Consider the following 20,275-nt stretch of genomic DNA (forward strand, 5'->3'; position numbering starts at 1 on the left):
TGAACGCGTTGGAGGTGTTGGCGGATCGGGTGCGGACCGTCTTGGTTCCGGAGTTGATCCAGGTGATCAAGGCGGTTCGGGCCGCGGGGGAGGGTGAGGCCTTCGACCGGTTCGTGGCGCAGACCGCTCCGTTCGTGGAGTTGCTGGGCCAGGTTGCCGATCTGAAGGTCGATGTGGCCAAGGCGATGCGGGGCTTCCTCGGTCAGATGGAGCTCACGGATCGTCAGGCGCTCATCATGTTCATATTCATGATGACGGAGTTGGCGGTCGCGTTCGCGTTGGCGTTCTTCCTGCCGGTACAGGCGGCGGCGCACATCGTGAAGACCCGGACGATCATCCAGACGATCCTGCGGTCGTCGATCGTGCGGGCGGCGGCGAGTAGCACGGCGATCCAGATGTTGTTCATGCCGGGGTCGTCGTTGTTGGCGCAGATCACCATGGTGGCTGATGGTCTGATGCCGGGGGTCGACTGGGCGCAGGTCGGTAAGCAGGCGTTGTACGGGTTGGCGGTGGCGGGTGTCACCACGGCGGCCGGGCCGGCGATGGGCCGGTTCGCCGGGGTCGTGGGTGGTGGTCTGGCGAAGCTCGGGGTGTCGGACGCCACGCGTGACCTGTTGACCCGTCTGTTGATGGTGCCGGTGTCGGAGGTCGGCCTGGAGGTGGTCGGCGACATCGTCGCCAGCTACATGGTCGACGGGACCTACGACCCCAGTGGTCTTGGTATGGCCGCGATTTCCGGGGCGTTGTCGGGGGCGGGTGAGTTGGCCGCGGCCGGGGCCGGGGCCGCTGCGCGTCGCGTGGCTGTCGGTTTGGGGTTCAACCCGACCCGGCCCCGGTGGACTATGCCCGATGGCACCGGCTTCACCGCGGACGGCAAGCCGGTCGCGCCGGTGCCGCCGCCCATCCCGGTCACTCCGGACCCGTCCACGTATCAGCCGGAGGTCGACGATCCGGCGGGTGCGGGCACCGGCGGGCAGGCCCCGATGCCCGTCCCGCCGGTGCCGGCACCGGCGCTGTCGGCACCGGACCTGTCCGTGCCGTCGTGGTCGGTGCCGGCTGCGTCGGTGGTACCGGCGCCGGAGTGGGTCGCGGCAGCTGGTGCGCCGGTGGTGGAGCAGTGGCATCGGTTCCAGCGGGAACTGGTGGACCACTACGGTGGGCTGCTGGCCGGCACCGGGCAGGCACGGCAGTTCCTGGCCGCGCTTCCCGTGCCGGTCGAGCAGGTGTTCACCGAGTGGGCCGACGCCCGGCAGAACGACCCGACGGTCCCCGCCTTCCTGTCCCAGATCGGCCTACCCGCCACCGCTCTCACCGAGCAGTACCTGTTCGGTGTCCGGGAAGAGGCCGTCGCCCGCGTCGCCGAAGCCCTCGCGGGGCAGATCCCGACGGGCGGGCAGATCCCGACGGCGGTACGCCCGGAGCAGGTTGTCGCCGCGCTGCCGGCGGCGTTCGATTGGCAGGCGTTGCGCGCGGCCGCGCATCTGGCCGCCAAGCACCACATCGACCAGTACCTCACCGCCGGCACACCGACGCCCGCCACCCTGCCAGGCGGCGTGGTCCTGCCAGGGGTCCCTCACGTGCCGGGGGCCGCTGGCGTGCCGGGAGGCGCCGCCCTGCCGACGGCCGTCGGTACGCCGGGGGCCCCTGGCCTGCCGGGCGGCGCTGGCGTACCGGGCGGCGCTGGCGTGCCGGGCGGCGCTGGCGTGCCGGGCGGCGCTGGCGTGCCGGGGGCCGCAGGGGCGGCGGCGGTGCCGTCGGACGCCGCGCGCGCCGTGGTCGCGGGTGACGTGCGGGACTACCTGGACCGGAGGCTCGACGCGATCCTCGGCACCACCCCACTACCCACCGCACTACCCACCGCACCACTCACCGTGCCGTCGGCTCCGGCGGCCAGTCCGGCTGCCGCGCAGGTCAACGCCGTGGCGGACGCGGTCCGACAGGTGGTCACCGACTTGCCCGCCCGCTTCACGGCCGCGGCCATCCCCGACACCACCGGACCGGACACCACCCCATCCAGCACGGACACCCCGGCAAACCGGCGCACCGACGTGCCGACGGTGCCGGTGACCCCAGAGCAGCACAGGGCAGTAGCGACCAGCCTGGCAGAAACCCAGTTCACCGCCCTGGCCAAGAAGTACCGCGTCGTCGATCCGGCCGACGCTATCGCCGCATCCTTCGGACAGGACTGGGTCAACGGATACCACCAGGTACTCGCCCAGGCCGCCGGCAGCGCCACGCCGGCCACCCCGAGCGTGCCGGGCACGTCTGGGGTGCCTGCTGTGCCTAGCGTGCCAGGTGCGCCAGGTGCGCCAGGTGCGCCAGGTGCGCCGGGGGTGCCCGCTGTGCCCAGCGTGCCCGCTGCGCCGGGCACTCCGGGCACGCCGGATGCGGCCGGTGCCCGCAGTACGGTGCCAGGTGGCGCTGCCCCTGGCACCGACGGCACGCCGAACCACCACAACACCAGCGACGCGGCGTCGGACAGTGGCCTGTCCGTCGTCAGCGACGACATGTTCAGCGGCGACAGCAGCTTCAACGACACCATGACGGTCAGTGCGCTCTCCTCACTGGACGAGTCGATCAGCCGCGACCCGGTCAAGCGCGACTTCATCGACGGGGATTCGGTCAGTGGCGTCTCGTCGCTCGACGAGTCGGACAATGGTGAAGCGGCCAAGCGCGAATTCTGGGACACGGACCCGTTCGGTGACGCCTCTTCGCGGGACGGGTTGATCAACGGCGACCCGGTCAAGCGCGATTTCGGCGACAGGGATTCGTTCAGTAGCGTGTCCTCGTTGGACGACTCGGCCGGTGGTGACCCGGTCGGACGCGGCGAGCCGGCTAGCACGGCAACGGAGCCGGCGGTCCCGGCGACTGGGCCGGCCGCCGCGGCGGCCGAGTCCGCGCAGCGGGTCGCCGACTGGGTCGATCAGACACCGGTGGGCCCCGGCAGCGGCCGCGACCCGTGGTGGTGGTGCGTGCAGGCCACCCTTGACGCCTTCAGAGCCGAATACAAACGGCTCGGCAACCGGGCGGTGTTCGACGACCGGATCCTCGGACCCGACGGCCGACTCGCACCCACCACGAGCTGGCCGCAACTGCTGGACATCCTCGACGCGACGTCCGAACGCGTCGCCCACCCCGACGGAGTCGCAGGAGAGGACGTACTCGCCGCGCTCAGGGCGGTGCCGGGGTCGATGGTCGTGGTCAGGTCCGCACCACCCAACGAACCACAACACGTCTTCGCCCTTTACAGCCAACCACAACCACCCGGACCACCGACCATCAAGGTGCGCGACGGCCTGGTGCCCGAAGCCGAGAACCGACCCGAACCGCCCGACCCGAGGCGCGACCCGTGGCTGGGACACCTGTTCGCATCGAGCACCCGAATCGCCGCGTTCGACAGCACCGGGCGACCCACCACCATCACCGACCTGCTGCCCGGCCAGACCGCCGGCCACCCGCGGCCGATCACCACGACCGGCGTCGACACCAGTGCCATCCTGCTCGCCTCCACCAGCACGCCACGCGGTCCGTCCCAGGCGATGCGGGCAGACACCACTTCCACCGACCCGGCCGACTCCCCCAGGCAGCCATCCGACCCTCCGGTCTCCCAGCAGCCGCCCGCCCTGGTCCGGTTCGGCGTGCCCCGCGACGGTCTCGACCTGTTATCGGCGCTGATCGTCTCCGAACCGGCCCTGGTCCGCACCGCGCTGGGCGCGCGGCTTCCGGCGGACCTGCGGGGGTTCCTGTCCGATCCGGCCGGGGTGCGGGCCGCTGTTGCCGAGTCGGTTCGTACCGGGGTGCCGCAGGGGTCCGAGCTTGGTCGGATCACCGAGTTGTTGCGGGACCACGTGTCGGGCTATCTGGAGGAGAACGCGGGTCGGTTGCCGGCGGACGTGACCGCGCAGCGGCTCGCCTTCCGGCCGCAATACGAGCGGGACGTGGCGGCGCTGAGCCCCGACCAGGCGCGGTGGCGTCTCGGTGACCTGATGGACGCCGGTCTCCTGGACCCGGACACTGGGCGGGCACGTCTCGACGAAATACGGGGGAATCCGGCGGACGCCGGCCGTCACCTGTTCGAGGTGTTGACCGACCCCGATCGCCAGCTCGACCCTGAGGAACTGGCCGCGGTGAAGGCTGCCGTGACTGACTGGGCGAACCTGTCGGACACCCCGGCCGGCCAGTTCCTGGCACCGTTGCTGGCGCACGCGACCGGTGCTGGGATGCAGATTTCCCAGGTCGCCCCGGACGGGGTTCGGCCGGTGGGCGGGTACGGCCCGGCCGGGGGCACCCCGGTCAGTCTGGCCCCCGTGGCCGCCGACCCGGATCGGCCGGGCGTCCACTTCGACGCGTTGGTGCCGGAAACCGCTGCGGCGGTCGAGCCGTCGGCCGTACCCCCGCAGCAGCTCGCGCCGACCCCGCAACCGCCGGTACCGGTTGCCGAGGACAGTCAGCAGCAGGTCGTCCGGCCGGCCGCGTCCGCGGACGCGCCGCTGGTCGTGATGGCCGAGGGGCTGCCGGAGAACCTGCGGCTCCAGCGCGCGGTGGGCGGTGTGCTGCTGCACGACGGTGGCACCGTGCCCGGCCCGATCAGCTCGCGGGTGTTGGCCCCGACCGGTCCCGGCCCGGCCGTTCTGCTGCACTCCTCGGTGCTCGACCCGGACCGCCTCGGTGCCGCGCTGGCCGGGTTGCGGGCGCAGGACGCCACCATGGCTGTCCTGCACTGGCCGCAGGACCAGCCGGTCAGCGTGGCCCGGGCGCTGGAGGTCACCGCGCAGGCGCTGGGGCAGTCCTCGGCCATGCTGTCGGTGCCCCGGTCGGCGTTGCGGGACCGGCCGGTGCCCAGCCCGCAGGTCGTCCCGTTGGACGCCAACGGCGAGGTGACGTTCTTCAGTGGGCGGCCGGAGCGGTATCTGTTCCTGCCCGAGGTCACCGGCGTACCGCGCCGGCCCGCCCCGTACGGGCTGATCGAGCAGTCGCCCGGCGTGTACGGGCTCGGTGACGGTTGGGTGGTGTGGGACGGCGGTAGCCATCTGTGGATCGGGCCGGAGTCCGAATTGGACGGGGCGCGTCGGTTGCTGCCGGACACCGGTGGCTGGCTGGCCGAGCCGGCGGTGTTCCTGGGCTGGCGGGCGACCCCGCTGCCCGAGCGGGTACGCGACCGGGTCGGTCGGATCTTCGGGGGCATGCCGGCCGCGCCACCGACGCACCTCATCACCTCCGGGATGGGGCTGGACCGACGTACTCTCGTCCCGTCGGAGGTGTCCGGTCTGCCGGCCGGGGTCGAGCTGAGCCACGTCCCGGGTGGGGTGCTCGCCCACACCGGTCCACGGCCGCCGGCCGGTGCCACGACCCTGCACTGGTCCGACCTGGCCAGCCCGGACCGGCCCCGGCTGGTGGTGGACGAGTCGGTCGGCGACCCGGTCGCCGTCGTGGAGGCCGTCCGTCGGGGGCTTCCGCCGGGTTCCGGCCCGCTCCAGGTGTTCGTCGCGCCACCGGCCACCAGCACACCGGGTACGCCGTCCGGTGCGGTGGCCGCTGCCCGGGTGGCGGAGCTGTTGCGGGAGCGGTTCGGCGGGCGGCTGGAGGTGGTGTTGCCGGTCTCCGTGGTGGGCCGGCAGCCGGCCGGTGTCGACGAGCTGATCCCGGTCGACGCCCGGGGTCAGGAGACCTTCCCGGCCGCCGCGCACGCCTGGCGGGTGCCGCTGCGTCCGGCACCGCCTCGGCAGCCGGGGCCGCTGGGCCTGCGACCGGCTGCCGCCGGTGGGTTCGAGGTGTACCGGGGTTGGACGGTCCGGGAGCACACCGGGGTCGTCCTGTTCGCGCAGAACGGCACCAGCCCGGACACGCTGTCCCCCGATGCCCTGGCGGCCCCCGCGACCGGGGTGGCCGTGGTTGTCCAGTCCCGGGGTGGTCCCATCCCGCGCGAGGTGGCCGACGCGGCCGCCCGGCTGCTGTCCGGTGTGCCGGAGGCCGACCGGGATGTCCGGGTCTTCGGCAACGAGGCCAGCGCCGGACCGGCCGCACCCGATCCCGACGGGTCGTCTGCGCAGGCCCCGGCGCGGCCGGCCAACCCGGACCGGCGGGCGCTCGCACTGGGTGACCCCAAGGCGGCGTTGCCGGACCTGGACCGCATCGAGCAGGGGCTGCGCGCGGAGGCGACCCGGCGGGGCGTCACCGTGGGGGACAACGAATGGGAACAGTTGCATGAGCGGCTGCTCAACAACTACCCGCAGGTGGTCTCCGCAGACGGGTACCTGTTCACGTTGGGCGGCATGGAGGTGCGGGCCCGCCTGCGGCCGGACGACCCGCAGTTGGTGTCGAACCCGGCGGGTTCGTTCGACACGGAGACGCCCGGGCCGTCGCTGGACGACACCGAGGGCCTGACGAGTGAGAACGGCCGTTTCCACGCCAACCAGTTCACCCAGGGTGTTTTCCAGACCGGTGCGCACAGCCAGTCGGACGGGACCCCGACGCGGGCGGTGCGGTTGCGGGGTGACTTCAACGTCGACGTGCCGCTCGGCCCGACGACCCACTGGGGGCCCCGCTTCAACGCCACCCTCAACAAGGTGGACCAGAAGTCCGCCTACCTGATCGACGCGGAGAAGGGTCGGGTGTTCGACACCCGCGCGGATTCGACGTTCTACTCGTACAAGCCGGGGTGGTTGATCGAGGCGCGCGGCGACGAACAGCCGTGGCAGGCGGTGGAGGTGCCGGAGCCGCCGGACGGGCAGGAACCGGCCCGGCTGGTGGTGGCGATCCCCGATCACCTGCTGGAGAACGCCGGCGAGCAGGTGGTCGCCGACCTGCCCGAGCACATGCGGGACAACCTGACGCGGGTCCCGGAGCTCTTCTCCGCCAGCAACATCACCGGCCTGAACGAGCTGTACGACCTCGTCATCGACCGGCTGCGCGCCGACGGCTTCGACATGTCCATCGAAAGTCCGATGCGCAACGAGTTGCAGCGCAAGCTGTGGAACCTGGAGACCCACTTCGACGAGGCGGTGAACAACCGGCGGACGCCGGAGACGGACGGCGACGCCGGCGCGCTGACCCGGGGCTACGCGTTCACGTTGCACGACGACGGGCACGCGGCTGCCAGCATCCGGGTCTACGGCCGTCGTCTCGGCGGCTCCGTGCAGGTGGGCCTCGGCGGCGGCTCCACGCGGGTGGGCGCCAGCAGCGACAAGGCCCACATCGAGCAGGTGCGTACCGGCATCGTGGGGCAGGGCGGCGAGTTCACCCTCCAGCAGTCCGCCGGGCTGTCCCTCGGTGGCGCGGTAGACCTGCCCTTGGCCAGGCGTCTCGACGATCCACAGGTGTACAAGGAGAACGCCAAGCTCGGTCTCTCCGCCCGTGCGGGAATGAGCTGGACCAGCAACGACGGTGGTGGCGTCACGGTGGCGTCGCTGAACGTCGTGGTCGGCCGGTACACCGGTCAGACGGTCGGCCATGAGGTGCCGTTCGAGTGGCACGCCGAGGTAATCACCTCCCGCCGGCCGCGTGAGTGGCCGCATCCGACGCCGGTGGTGAGCGGGTCGGCGGTGCTCCGGATGTCCGAGCCGGACGCTTTCGACTACGGGTTCAGCATCGACGCGGACGCCTTCGCCCCCGATCCCATGCCCGGTCTTGCGGACGGTGACCTGGCGGTGGTGCCGGCAGGCGGAGGACCCCGGTCGGTGCCGCACGACCAGTGGCGGCAGCGGCTGCGCAACACCGGTGTGCACCCGGAGGACACCGGCGGTAACGTGCTGCCCCGGCACGTCCTCGAGGGGCGGGGCCTGCTGGGTCAGTCCCTGCCAAGGATCGACAAGCCGGCGGTGCGGCAGCTCCGGGCCGGTCTCATGCGGGTGCTGGCCGACGAGGGGTTCCTCCCGGCGGACCCGGACCGGCCGTGGGCGCACGGGAAGCAGAGCCGGCCGGCGACCCCGGATCCCGGTACGCCCCTGGAGGAACGGCCGCTGCTGGGTCGGATGGTCGACGGGGTGCGGGACGCCTACGACGAGGTCGTCCACCGCGACACCGACGCCGCGATCGACAACCTGGACCTGTTCATCAAGATGGTGAGCGGCGACGGCCTGGAGTCGCACTTCGACCCGCTCGGCCAGGACGGCGCCGCTGCCGTCGACGACCCGGACGCGCCCGCCCTGAAAGCGGGAATGCCGCTCACCCTGCACAGTTGGCGCAACGGGGTGATGCGTACCGCCGAGGTGACCGTCTACGCGATCCCCCGGATCTCCGCGGACGTCGACGCGGACGGCAACTCGGTGCACTTCGAACGGCTCAGCGACGAGGTGAGCACGGTCACCCTCGGGATGTCGCTCGGCATCGCCGGCCAGGGCGCGAGCGGCAACCAGGGCTGGTTGGCGGAGGCCGGGGTGAACACCGCGATGCCGCCGAGCGTCAAGGAGCTCCGGTCCGTCGGACTCCTCGGCGGGTCGGTGAGCCGCAACGTCGGCGCCGCCGAGCGGGTGACCCGGGTGGTCAACCGGCCGGAGCTGAAGGAGACCAGCAGCCGGGTGATGTTCGTCAACCTGCCGTACGACCTGGGCTTCGTGGTCCGGATCAGCGACCGGGCCACCCCGATCGTCTCGCCGGAGCTGATCCGCGCCAACGTGCACGCCGCGCTGCTGAAGTTCAACACCGACCCGGCCACCTTCAGCGAGGTGGCCCCCGGCGACACCGAACCGTCGGTGCTCAACCAGGGCATCGTGTACTTCGTCGACGCGCACGGCCTGCACGCCGCGGCGCAGGACCAGTTGCCGCAGGAGCTGACCCAGGCCGGCCAGCCGATGACCGGGCCGGTGGCCAGTCTGACCAACCACATCACCTTCCAGTCGCGGTTCAAGGAGGCCGTGCTCGGCCAGTACGGCGCGACAACCCTGGTCGAGCCGGGCCTCGTGGCGAACACCAGAGCGGCGCTCTCGATCAAGGTGCCCCGTATCCGGGGGGCGCGGTTCGTCGGAGCCACCCCGGACCAGTACGTCACCGGCCTGATCGAGCTGTACCTGGCCGAGACCGTCAACGTCGCCAACCGGTCGTTCGCGAAGGTGTTCAACCTGCCCAACATCGGCCTCGGCCACGACTTCGGCCCGCTGAAGTTCAGCTTCGGCGAGTCGGCGGGCGTGCGGTTCAGCGAGAACGAGTCGGCGGAGAACAAGCGCGTCGGCGGCCTGGAGATGCTCAAGCTGGCCTTCGGCCGGGGGTACGCCTTCGAGGCGGAATACGACATCAACGTCCGCGCCGGCATCCACAAGCAGGTCGGGTTCGTCGTCAGCCGGGTCAGCGTGCCACCCGGAGCCGACCTGCGGGGCCGCATGATGCAGTTCATCCTGCCCGAGGCGGAGGCCCTGGCGCAGTACGCGGCCGGAAAGCTGCCGATCAGCGATGTGCAGCTGCTCGACGCGATGGGCCGGTGGTCCCGCGGCGAGTTGGTGCTCAGCGGCAACACCGTGGCGGGGCTGCTCAGCCGGTGGCGTGGCGAACTGGCCGACCGCGCCGCCAGCCGCACCGCCGCCGGTCAGCCCGACCTCGGCACGTACCTGATCCAGCACCGGGTCCAGACGTGGGCGCACACGCTCGCCGACCGGCACGTGGACCTGGCCCAGCGCGGCGCGGTGCTCGACCCGCGTCGCCGCGCGCAGTTCACCACCGACTTCGGGATCACCCTGGACCCGAACGTCAACCCGTTCAGCGCGCTGACCATGCCGCCCTACCTGACCCGTACCGGTGACCGGACGCTGGGCCACGCGGGCGTCGACGAGGTGACGCTGTTCACCGGGCCGGCACCGGCCGACGGCGGGCCACGCCCCACCACGACCGTGCTGGACGCCGTCCGGGAGCTGGTGGACGCCGGCCGGCCCGGGCTGCTCGGCGCCAGCCACGACAACTGGCCGGGGGCGGGGACCAGTTGGGGCGTCCTGATGGTCTCGCCCGACGAGTCGGTGGTCGGCGCGCTGCCCGGCGGCCTCGAAACGCTCCAGTCCACGCTCGCCGGCCAACGCGCCAACATCGTGTTCGCCGACATGCTGCACCGCTACAACGGCGTGTCGTTCTACCTGGTCGACCAGCGCAACCCGGTGGCGGCCCAGATGTTCAAGCTGGAAATCTCGGCCACCCTGGGAGACAGTCCCTGGTACGCCGACTGGGTTGCCGACTACGGCATCGAGAACTACGAGCACGCCTACGGCGCGACCGCTCGTATCATTGGGCAGGCGCTGGGCTGGAACCTCATGCCGGCCAAGTTCGGCTTCTCGATCGACGGCGTCCCGGTGTCCACCGCCGGGTCGCTGTCGTTCGCGCCGAGCGGGGGGCGCGGCGTCAAGGGCGCCGCGCAGGTCGTCCGGGAACGGACCGTCTACGACTGGACGGGGCATTACCTGGCCAGGGCCCTCATCGGCCTCACCCTGAAGTTCAGCCGGGTGCACATGCACGGCTGGCAGCCGAGCTACCTGGTGAACCACGTGATGACGGCCCTGAACGACGCGGCGGACTGGGCGTTGCACCACGCGCCCGCCGGTTTCGCCGACTGGGTCTCCCTCGCGCCGGTGGAGCCGGTGCTGACCCGTCACTACGAGGGGCGGATCGACTTCAAGGTGCCCCGGGGGCTGGCCGAGGCCACCCCCGTGCCCCGGTCGCCGCAACTGGACCTGCGCGCGCTGCCGTCGCTGCCCGGCGACGCCTACGTCAGCGGCGCCCTGCTCGACGACCTCTACTCGGCCGCCCGGCACCTCATGGGCAACGTGCTCGGCTCGCACGCCAACGACCCGGCATACCGGGGCAGCGTGGCGCTCGACGGCCTGCTGTCCCGGCTCAACGTCGACAACCACCTCTCCGACGGGCTGGGCGACGGCGGATACCTGCTCGGCTCGCACCTGTTCGTCGCCGGCGCGTCCAACAACCGGGTCGCCATGCGGATGTACGTCGAGCTGCACTCGCTGGAGATCATCAGCAGGCTCACCACCACCGGCACCGGCCGGTACGCCAAGTTCGCGTTCACCACCGCGGTCACCCAGTCGCGCAACCGGTGGCGGCCCAACCTCGACGCGGAGGCGTCCTACGGTTTGCCCCCGTTCGGGACGACGAACGTCGGCGTGCAGGAGGACAAGGTCGCCGGCAAGATCACCACCGGCGCGAACCGGACCGCGCCGGCCAGCCACAGCGCCACCTTCGACGACACCAAGCGGCTCGAGAACCACCTCAAGATGCAGGGGGTGACGTACCTGGTCCGGATCCGCACCCGGGGCCGTTTCGTCGCGGTCCCGCACTGGCACAGCGCCTTCCACCGCGACGCCGGCCTGGCGCCGATCGGACCGGAACGCTTCGAGGCCGACGACGCCCCCGGCACCGGTTGGATGAGCGGCGACGGGTTCTACGAGATGTACGCCGGCGAGGTACACAAGCTCCAGCGCGCGCTCTCCGAACGGTACGACTGGAAGGCGAACAACCCGGCCGGCTGGCCCGCACCAGCGGCAGACGCCCCCACGATCGGCCTGGAGGGCCTGCTGCAACGGGCCACCCCGGCGGGTATGGCCGCCGCCCCGGTGGCCGGCCGTGTCATCGACGCCGGCACCTTCGACCCCCAACAGGCGCCCCAGCACGCGGCCCTGCTGATCCGTGACCAGATCGGTAACCACTACGACCCGGTCAGCCCGCTCCGGCTCACCGCCAGCGCCGCCGAGCAGACCCGCCGCCGGTACGAGGTGACCCTGGACTGGGCGGTGGGTCACCTCCAGCGGCTCAACGCCACGCAGCAGGCCACCGCCGGTCTCGCCGAGTTGAAGGCCTGGAGGAACCGGGTCGGCAAACTCGCGGTCGGCGCCGCGCCGTCCGCAGCCGACGTGCGGCAGTTCAACGAGCGGATCCCGGAGATCGTCGAGCGGGTGCAGGCGGTGCTGCCGCCGGGCTCCGCGTCGGTCACCCCGCCGGAGGAGGTGGAACTGCTCGCTCAGGACCCGCGCACGGTGGCCCGGGTGGTGGCGTTCGAGCTGAAGACCCACCTCGACCTGACCGTCACCGACGACCAGGGCGCGGCCAGCCGGTACCGGATCGACCCGCAGGGCTGGATCACCGAGCTGCGGGAGGGCCCGGACGGCACGTTCGCCCCGATCACGGCCCCCGAGGTGATCTTCGACCTGGACCGTGACCTGAAGCTGCGGGCCGACGCTGCCGGGATTCGCCTGCGGCGGCAGATGGCCACCTACCACGAGCTGCTGGGGCGCACCCCGGTGCAGATGGACGCCGCCGCGGAGCTGGGCCCGGAGCTGGAGACGCACATCCGGCAGGCACGCGCCGACGCCGACGACCGCGCCCGCGAGTGGATCACCGAGGGCCTGCCCGCCCGATCGGCGAACCCCCTCGCGGGCCACGCTACCCGGCACGACACCGACACCCCGCAGACGCGGGCCGGTCAGGCACGGCGGCTGCTGGCCCCCGCCCTGCCCCCGGGCTGGACCACCACCGGGCCACTACCCCAGGCACCGGACACGCTGCGCCCCGGTACCCGACTGTGGATCTCCCGCCCCCAAGGCGCCGCCGCAGCACGTGTCGACGCCGACGGCACCTACCGGCTCTACGACCCGTTCGCCCTCGGGACGGCCGAGCGGACCCTCGACGACCAGCAGTTCCAGGACGTACTCGCCGGGGCGCAGGCCGTCACCCTGGCCGAGCCCGACGCGCTGACGAGCTGGCTGCTCCACGACGGCAACTGGGCGGCGTCCCGGCAGTTCGCGGAAGACAACCTCGCGGCGCTGCGCGCCGACCCGACCGCGGCGCGGTTGACGCAGGACCAGCAGCAGGCCCGGCACACGCCACCCCCGACCCCGCCGACCCAACCCGACACGACCCAACCCGACACGACCCTGGCACCTTCCGGGAATGCGGTCCTCGACCGGCACCAGGCCCTGCTGGACGCGATTCGTGCCGGACAACTGACCGCCGCCTTCGACTACCTCGACGCCGCCGACGCGGCGGCCCGCCACCGCGTGCTCGCCGACGCGGTGGCCGCGGTGGCACCGACCGACCCGACCGACCCGACCGGCCCGATCGACCCGGCCGCGCCGGCCGGGCTGCGGGCGCTGGCGGACCTCGTCGACGCCGACCCCCGGGTGACCCAGCCCCGGCCGGAGCGGGAGGCCGTCTCCGACGCGGGCATCCTGCGGGCCGTGGCCGACATCCTCGACCCGGCCGTCGGACCACTGGACACCTTCCGGGCCATCGCCACCGCCGCGTGGACCATCAACCCCCAACAGAACTGGCCGGAAACCCTGCAAGACCTGGTCGACCGGCTGCCCGCGGCAGCCGGCCGCGACGACGTGGCGACGCTACGCGCCGCGCTCCCCGCCGACGAGCGGATGCTGTACCACAACATCAACCTGCTCGACGACCTGGCACCGGACGCCGCCGCCAGGCTGACCGCGTCCGGGACGACCGCGACCGCTCTGGCCCAGGCGTGGCGGAACGTCTCCACTCTCGACGACCTGATCCCGGCGCTGCCCCCACCGGCCGGCGCCTGGGCCGGGACGCCGGACACCCGGCTGTCGGCAGACACCCCACTGCCGCCGGCCCACGTCGTGCACCACCCGATGCCCCCGGCATCCGCCGCCCTCGACCAGTGGCTCGACAGCAAACTGGACGACTCCCGCACCTTCCTCGACGATCACCGGGCGGACCTGCTCTCCGATCGGGCGCACAGCGAGCTTCAGATCCGCCGGGCGGGGCTGCCCCACGACGTCGACCTCGCCGCCCGGGACGCGCTGCTCACCCTGGCCCGCTACGGCCACCTCGACGACGGATACCAATACCTGCTCGGCCCCACCCCACCCACCCCGGCCCCGGCCCCGGCCCCGGCCCCGGCCCCGGCCCCGGTGCCTGCCCCGGCCCCGGGGGCGCCGACCGGGCGGCAGGAGTTGCTGACCAACCTGCTGGCCCGGCCGGATCTGGCCGACCCGGCCGCCGTGTCCGCCCTCGGCAACCTGGCGGCCACCCTCGACGGTCCGGTCGACGCCGTCGACGCGGAGATCCTGCACCTCACCGCCGACACGCTCGCCGGCCTGAACGTTCCCGACACCGCCGTCACCACGCTGGTGCGCGACGCCCGTCAGACCCTCTCCGCGCCGCAGCGGCAACAGTGGGCCGAGACGATCCGCCACCTCGCTGCCAACGCCACCGGCACCCGTGGGCCGGCACTGCGCCACCTCGCTGACCGGCTGTTCACCACCGCACCGGATCCCGATCCGGCCCCGGACGCTCCGGATGCCGAGGCTGCCCGGGTGCGGCAGGTGACGCGGGAGCGCCTCCAGCAGGCCACCCAGGAACTCCAGCGCGCCGTCGACGACCTCGACCAGGCCCGCCGGGACGAACAGATCGCGCAGGGTGCTCGGGACGCCGCAGAGGAGTCGCTCGACGCCGCCAGGACCGCCGTCACCGCCGCCGAAGGCGAACGGGCCCGGCTCGAGCAGAAGATCGACGACCTCAACCGTGCGATGCCGGGCCTGGAAGCGGAAGTGGCCCAGCGGATCGAGCTGGAGTCAGCGGCCGGGCAGGCGGTCGACGACCTCGCCACCAGTCAGGACGAGCCACGGCGGGCCGCCGCCCAGGCACAGCTTGACCAGGCGCGGCGGGAACTGGACGAAGCCCGCACGGCGCTGGAGAAAGCCACCAGCGACCTCCGGGACGCCGGGCAGGACCTCGACCGGGTTCGCTCGGAGCTGCCTGACCTGCGCCGGCAGGTCGAGACCGCGAGCGAGGAGTTCCGGGCCCGCGACATCTCCGCGCAGGCGCACACCAACACCGTCCAGGTGCTCGACGAGGCCAGGACGGCCCGCGAGGCGGCCCGGGACGCCGCACAACATCAGGTCGACGCGATGGCCTTGCCGGTCCCACCGACCCCGCGCGGCACCCCCGTCATGGACATCGACGCCGCGCTGGCCGACATCGCCCGCTCCGGCTACGGCCGGTCCGTCGTCCAGGAACTGGACCGCCGGGTGCGCGCGCAGCACGGCGGCACGCCCCCGGCGCGGGTGGTGCTGCGCACCGACCCAGCCAGACAGGCCGACAACGCCGCGACCGCCCCGGCGGACGAGACGGCCGTACACGAACTGGACCGGGTGCAGCTCGCCCGGGACCTCGCCGTGAGCCTGGACACCCCGGTCGAACTGCGGGTCTACGGTGGTAGCACCGCCGAGCCGCCGTACCTCGCCTACCCGGGCGGGGAGGTGGTGCGGCTGGACGCCACCGGCCGCCCGGAGACCCTCGACGACGCCGTGCGCCGGCTGCCGCCGCCCCTCCAGGCCGCTCTGGCCCCGCACCAGGGCCGGCCCGATGTGGAGTCCCGGCTGAAGATCCTGCACGAGGCGGAGATCGAGTCGCGGCACGACTTCGCCGCGGCCGTCGCCGCCCTGGTGGAGCACCTGAACCGGTACCAGGGGTACCTGGCCCACCGGTGGTTCACCCAAGCCGTTCCGCCGGTCGACGCCGCCGGCCTACGAGCATTGGCCAGTGGCCTGGACACCGCGGCCTGGCCGGCACCCACCGGCACCCCGCCGGCCGGGCCGGTGGAGACCGGCCACCCCGACGACATGGCCACCGCCTGGTTGGCGTACACCCCGCAGCGGCGTGCCGAGATGATGGCCGACCTGCTGGACGACGCCCCCGGGCTCGGGTTCACCGTGGGCAGGCCGACCCGCGACCTGCCGGCCGATCAACGCCCGGGTACCCGGGTGCTGGCCGTGGCCGGGTCCACGGCCGCCGCCGGCGTGGTCCTGCCCACCACGCAACTGCACTGGTACGAACCCGCCCGCAACCAGATCCACACCGGCAGCATGCAGATGCTCGGCACCTGGGCCAAAGCCCGGGCCGGCGAGGACGCGAGACCGGACGACATCTGGTACATCGTGCTGACACCGAACGGGACCGACAACCCGCGCGACCCGTCGGCCCTCGCGCGCCACGTGGACGTGGCAGCGCGGACCACGTCGACGTCGACCCCGCCGGTCGAGCCAGACCCTTCCGCGGACGTGGCCGGTGCGGTACGCGGTGATGTGTCGTTGCCTGGTGGTGCGGCGGCGTCGTCGCTTGGTGGGGTGCCTGGCAAGCTTGGCGAGCCGGCCGTTGCGGCAACTGGGCCGGCCGTCGCGATGTTCGAGTCCGGGCAGCGGGTCGCCAACTGGGCCGCTGCGGAGCAGGTGCGTCCCGGCAGCAGCGGCGACCTGTGGTGGTGCGTGGCGGCCACGCTCGATGTGTTCCAAACCGAGTACAAACGGCTGGGCAACCGGGCGGTGTTCGACGACCGGATCCTCGGACCCGACGGGCGGCTCGCGCCCAACATGGGCTGGCCGCAACTGATGGAAATCCTCGACACGGTACCCGAGCCTGTCGGCCCCCACCCGCACGGAGTCGCAGGAGAGGACGTGCTGGCCGCGCTGCGGGCCGTGCCAGGATCGATGGTCGTGGTCAAGGCCGCGATACCGAACGAACAGCAGCACGTGTTCGCCCTCTACAGCCAGCCACAGGAATCCGGGCCGCCGAGAATCCAGGTGCGGGACCCCCTGGTGCCCGACGCCGTCAACCGACCCGAACCAGAACAAGATGCGTGGCTACAACACCTGTTCATGTCCAGCACCCTGCTGGCCGCGTTCGACGGGAACGGGCGACCCACCACCATCACCGACCTGCGCGGCCAGACCGCCGCACACCCGCGGCCGAACACCACGACCAGCACCGACACCAGCGCCATCCTGCTCGCCTCCACCAGCACGCCACGCGGCCCGTCCAAGGCGATGCAGGCAGCGGGCGCCACGTCTCCCGAGCCGCCCGGCTTTCCCCGGCAGCCGTCCGATCCAACGGAAAACAATGGCTCGACTGGTCCTGGCCCGGCGCCTTCGGCTATGGACTGGGCCGCTCACGAATACTCGCTGGCAGAGGCCGGTCTAGAGACACCAAAGGATCTCCCGGATGGGCTGCAGCCGCAGACCGGCGGAGCGGGCGGGTCCCTGGGCTTGCCGGCAGCGCCGACACCGGCGGCCGGCCCGGGATGGTCGCCGTCGGGCGGGCAGAAGCCGGACTGGGAAAAGGAAGTGGAAGCGGCCGTCCGATACTTGACGGTCGCCGGAACCGCTGCCGAGGCGGCGTTTGGCGAGTGGGCGCGCGAGGTGTTCGAATTCGATCCCGCGAAGGTCGATCTCAGGTCGAACTACGCCTTCAACGAGTCGGTGTTGAACACCTACCGGGAAGAGTTGGGGAAGAAAGGCATCACCACCCCGACTGGATTGCGCGGATGGTTGTCCCGCCAAATGGCCGAGGAACTCGCCCTGGGCGGATCGTCGAGGTTCAGGGAGCTTCTTCCGTATCCGTATCCGTATCCGTATCCGTATCCGTATCCGTATCCGTATCCGTATCCGTATCCGTATCCGTATCCGTATCCGTATCCGGATCCGGAGAATATGTCCGAGCAGCGACGAGATGCCCTGCACCGGATCTGGCTCGACAAGATCGCAAACGCCCGATCTGCGGATTTGGAAGTCGCGCCTGTGGCTCTCCATCTCCTGGCCAAGGGGTTGGACCAGCCGATGCGGATCCACCATCCGTTCGGCGACCCGTACGACGACATCGGCCCGTCGTCCGATGACGGTGCCATCCCACACTCGGTCGTGTGGTGGAACGGTGGTTACATCATCCTTAAACCTCGTGACCCAAACGATGCCGACATCGCCGCCCGCATCGCCAGTGGCTACCAGCGGAATTCGATATCCGACCTCGAACAGCAGCGACGGGACAGACTTTTCAACGAGGCGCTCGGTCTACTGAAAACCGAAATCGCCACGGCGGAAGGGAATTTCACCAAGCGCCACCGGTCCCTCCTGAAATACGTATTTGACCGCGAGCTCGCGGCCATTGGCCAACGCCCCACCTCCCCTCGCCGTCAAGCCGAGGAACTTGCAGCGCACCGTCGGTACCTCAACGCCCTCGGCAACGGCGGCGACTGGGAAGGTGACTACCGATGGAAACTCAATGACCCGTTCACCCTCCGTATCCCCGCCTACGTTCACGCCCGCAGCGACGCGTACTCGGCGTTGCGCACCCGGTTGGGCGGCAAGGACGTGGAACTCACTCGTGTTGACCACATGATCCTCTCGGGCGATATGGTCGATATCGACTTCGGGTCGGGTGTCGGTATTGCCAAAATCCCGTACATGGACAACGGCGCCAAGAAGTTTGCCTACCTAGAGATCGACCGCAAATTTACTGACAGCGAGCTGGCCGAACTGAGAGACAAGGCACCCGGCCAGGCGTGGCAACTCGATGAGCCGCCGGTCGGCCTCTTCTATCACATCGCGGCGGGCTTAGTGCCCAAGAAGGGCCAATTGAGCCGCAGCTTCGGCAAGGGCTCCGAAGGCGAAAAACTCCAGAGAGCCCATATTCCAGCCGTCAAAGTGGCCGACGGAAGTTCATTTGTCATCCCTCAGGACATGAAGGAGGTTATTCTCCGACTCGGGTATGGCTGGGATGGTCAACCCCTCGCGGTCGTGGTAATGCCGGCAGAGAAGAGCGGGGCCGGACAGGACCTGTATCTGCAACTGCTCAAGCCTGCCCCCACCATCGACGACATCGAGTGGCTGCGCAAAGCGTCGCTGTGGGAACGCGGGAATTGGTGGAACATTTCCCGGGTGAGATATTTCGATGACGAAATGGACTCGCAAAGGCGATTGCCCAATCCTCTGCGTCTTACTATCGGCAGAAACTCGGCAAAGACGTTAGATGGGCGGGAGGTTAATCTCGCCCCTGGGACGCCGATCACCTTGGGAGTAGGGGAGCGGCTCCGGCCGGTCGGAAAAGATGTCGTCAACGGCTTTGTCGATAGCGTCAAAGAGGTTGTCGTCGTGGTCAAGGCGCCGTTGGTTCCAAGACGGGACGCGCCAGCGTCCGAACCCGAATACGCCTTCCGGCTCTTCACCACGGGCAAGACGGATTACGATGCTTTCATAAAGCAGCTCGAAGACCGGCAGAAGAGGCTCGAAGACCGGCAGATGAGGCTCGGCGAGCGCAAAAGGGGAGCCGAGTCGGCAACTGGGCGGGCCGCGCAGCGTCCGCGCATCGAGGATGGGCCGGGCGCCCGGGGTGGGTCGTCTTCTGGGTGGGGAGCGGGTGAGCAGCCGCCTGCCGAGGAGGTGGTGGGCGGCGGTTGGCAGGTGTCGTATCGCAGTCCAGTGGATCTGACGCCAGCGCTTGACCTGGGGGCGGCGCCGCCGGGGATCACTGCACCGGTCGACTCCCCGGACCTGCCGGCAGGGTTGGATCTGCCAGCGCCGTTCGACCTGGCGTCGCCGCCGGAGAACCCCGCGCTGGTCGAGTCTCTGGTCGAACAGGATGATCCGGTAGGTGGCCGGGTCGAACAGCTGGACCCGCTGTCGGAGGTGGGCGGGCCGGCGGGAACTCGGCGGGCCCCGAAGCGTTCGCGCATCGCAGGCGACATCGAGCAGCTGCGCGGGAAAAAGGCGCTGTGGAAACCGGATGATCAGTGGGATCTTTCCGACCCAGCAACGTTCGAAGACACAATACAGTCGATCAAACGAACAGACCGAATGATACCCTACCTGCCCCGACCCCTGAATCTCAGGTTTGGTTCGGAGAACATGACGTTCGGTGGGGGGGAGGTGAATGTCACCCCTGGGACGGATGTCACCTTCCGGGTAGGGAAGTGGTCGCGGCAGGTCGGACCGGAATTCGTTACCGGCGTTTTCGTCGTGGTCAAGGCGCCGTTGGTCGGCGGAACCGGACACGCCTACCAGATCTTCGACACGGGCAAGACGATCAATGAGTTCGAGGCGCTCACAGAAGAGCTCCGAGGCCGGCAGGAGAGGCGCAATATGCGCATCCTGCGAGCCGAGTGGGCACCTGAGCCGACCAGGCAGCGTCCGAGCGCCGGGGATGGGCCGGGCGCTGGGGGTGGGTCGTCGTTGCCTGGTGGTGCGGCGGCGTTTGTGTGGGGTCCTGCGGGGGGTGGTTCGTTCTCGGGTGGTGGGAAGGGTGTGTTGCCGTCGGGGTGGGCGGCGGGTGAGCCGCCGTCTGTGGAGGTGGCGAAGGGCGGTGGTTGGCGTGTGTCGTATCGGAGTTCGGCAAGTTTGCCTGCTTGGGGCGAGATGACGCATGTGTTTACTGATCGGTTCACCTGGCTGGGCAAGGATCCGTTGCGGTTGGTGCCGACGCCGGGGGAGGTTCGTCCTTTCCGGGTGGAGCATGCGGGGAAGGATGCGGGGGAGCGGGTCTTCGTCGATTATTG

Annotated in this window: 1 pseudogene; it reads left to right on the plus strand. The window is 70.9% G+C overall.

Going from position 1 to position 20,275, the window contains the following annotated elements:
* Nucleotides 1-29: 29 nt before the first annotated feature.
* A pseudogene (locus ABT006_RS28360) lies at nt 30-20,275 on the plus strand (hypothetical protein); the annotation flags it as partial.

This window comes from Micromonospora sp. NPDC002717 (assembly GCF_040295705.1).
GTDB lineage: Bacteria > Actinomycetota > Actinomycetes > Mycobacteriales > Micromonosporaceae > Micromonospora.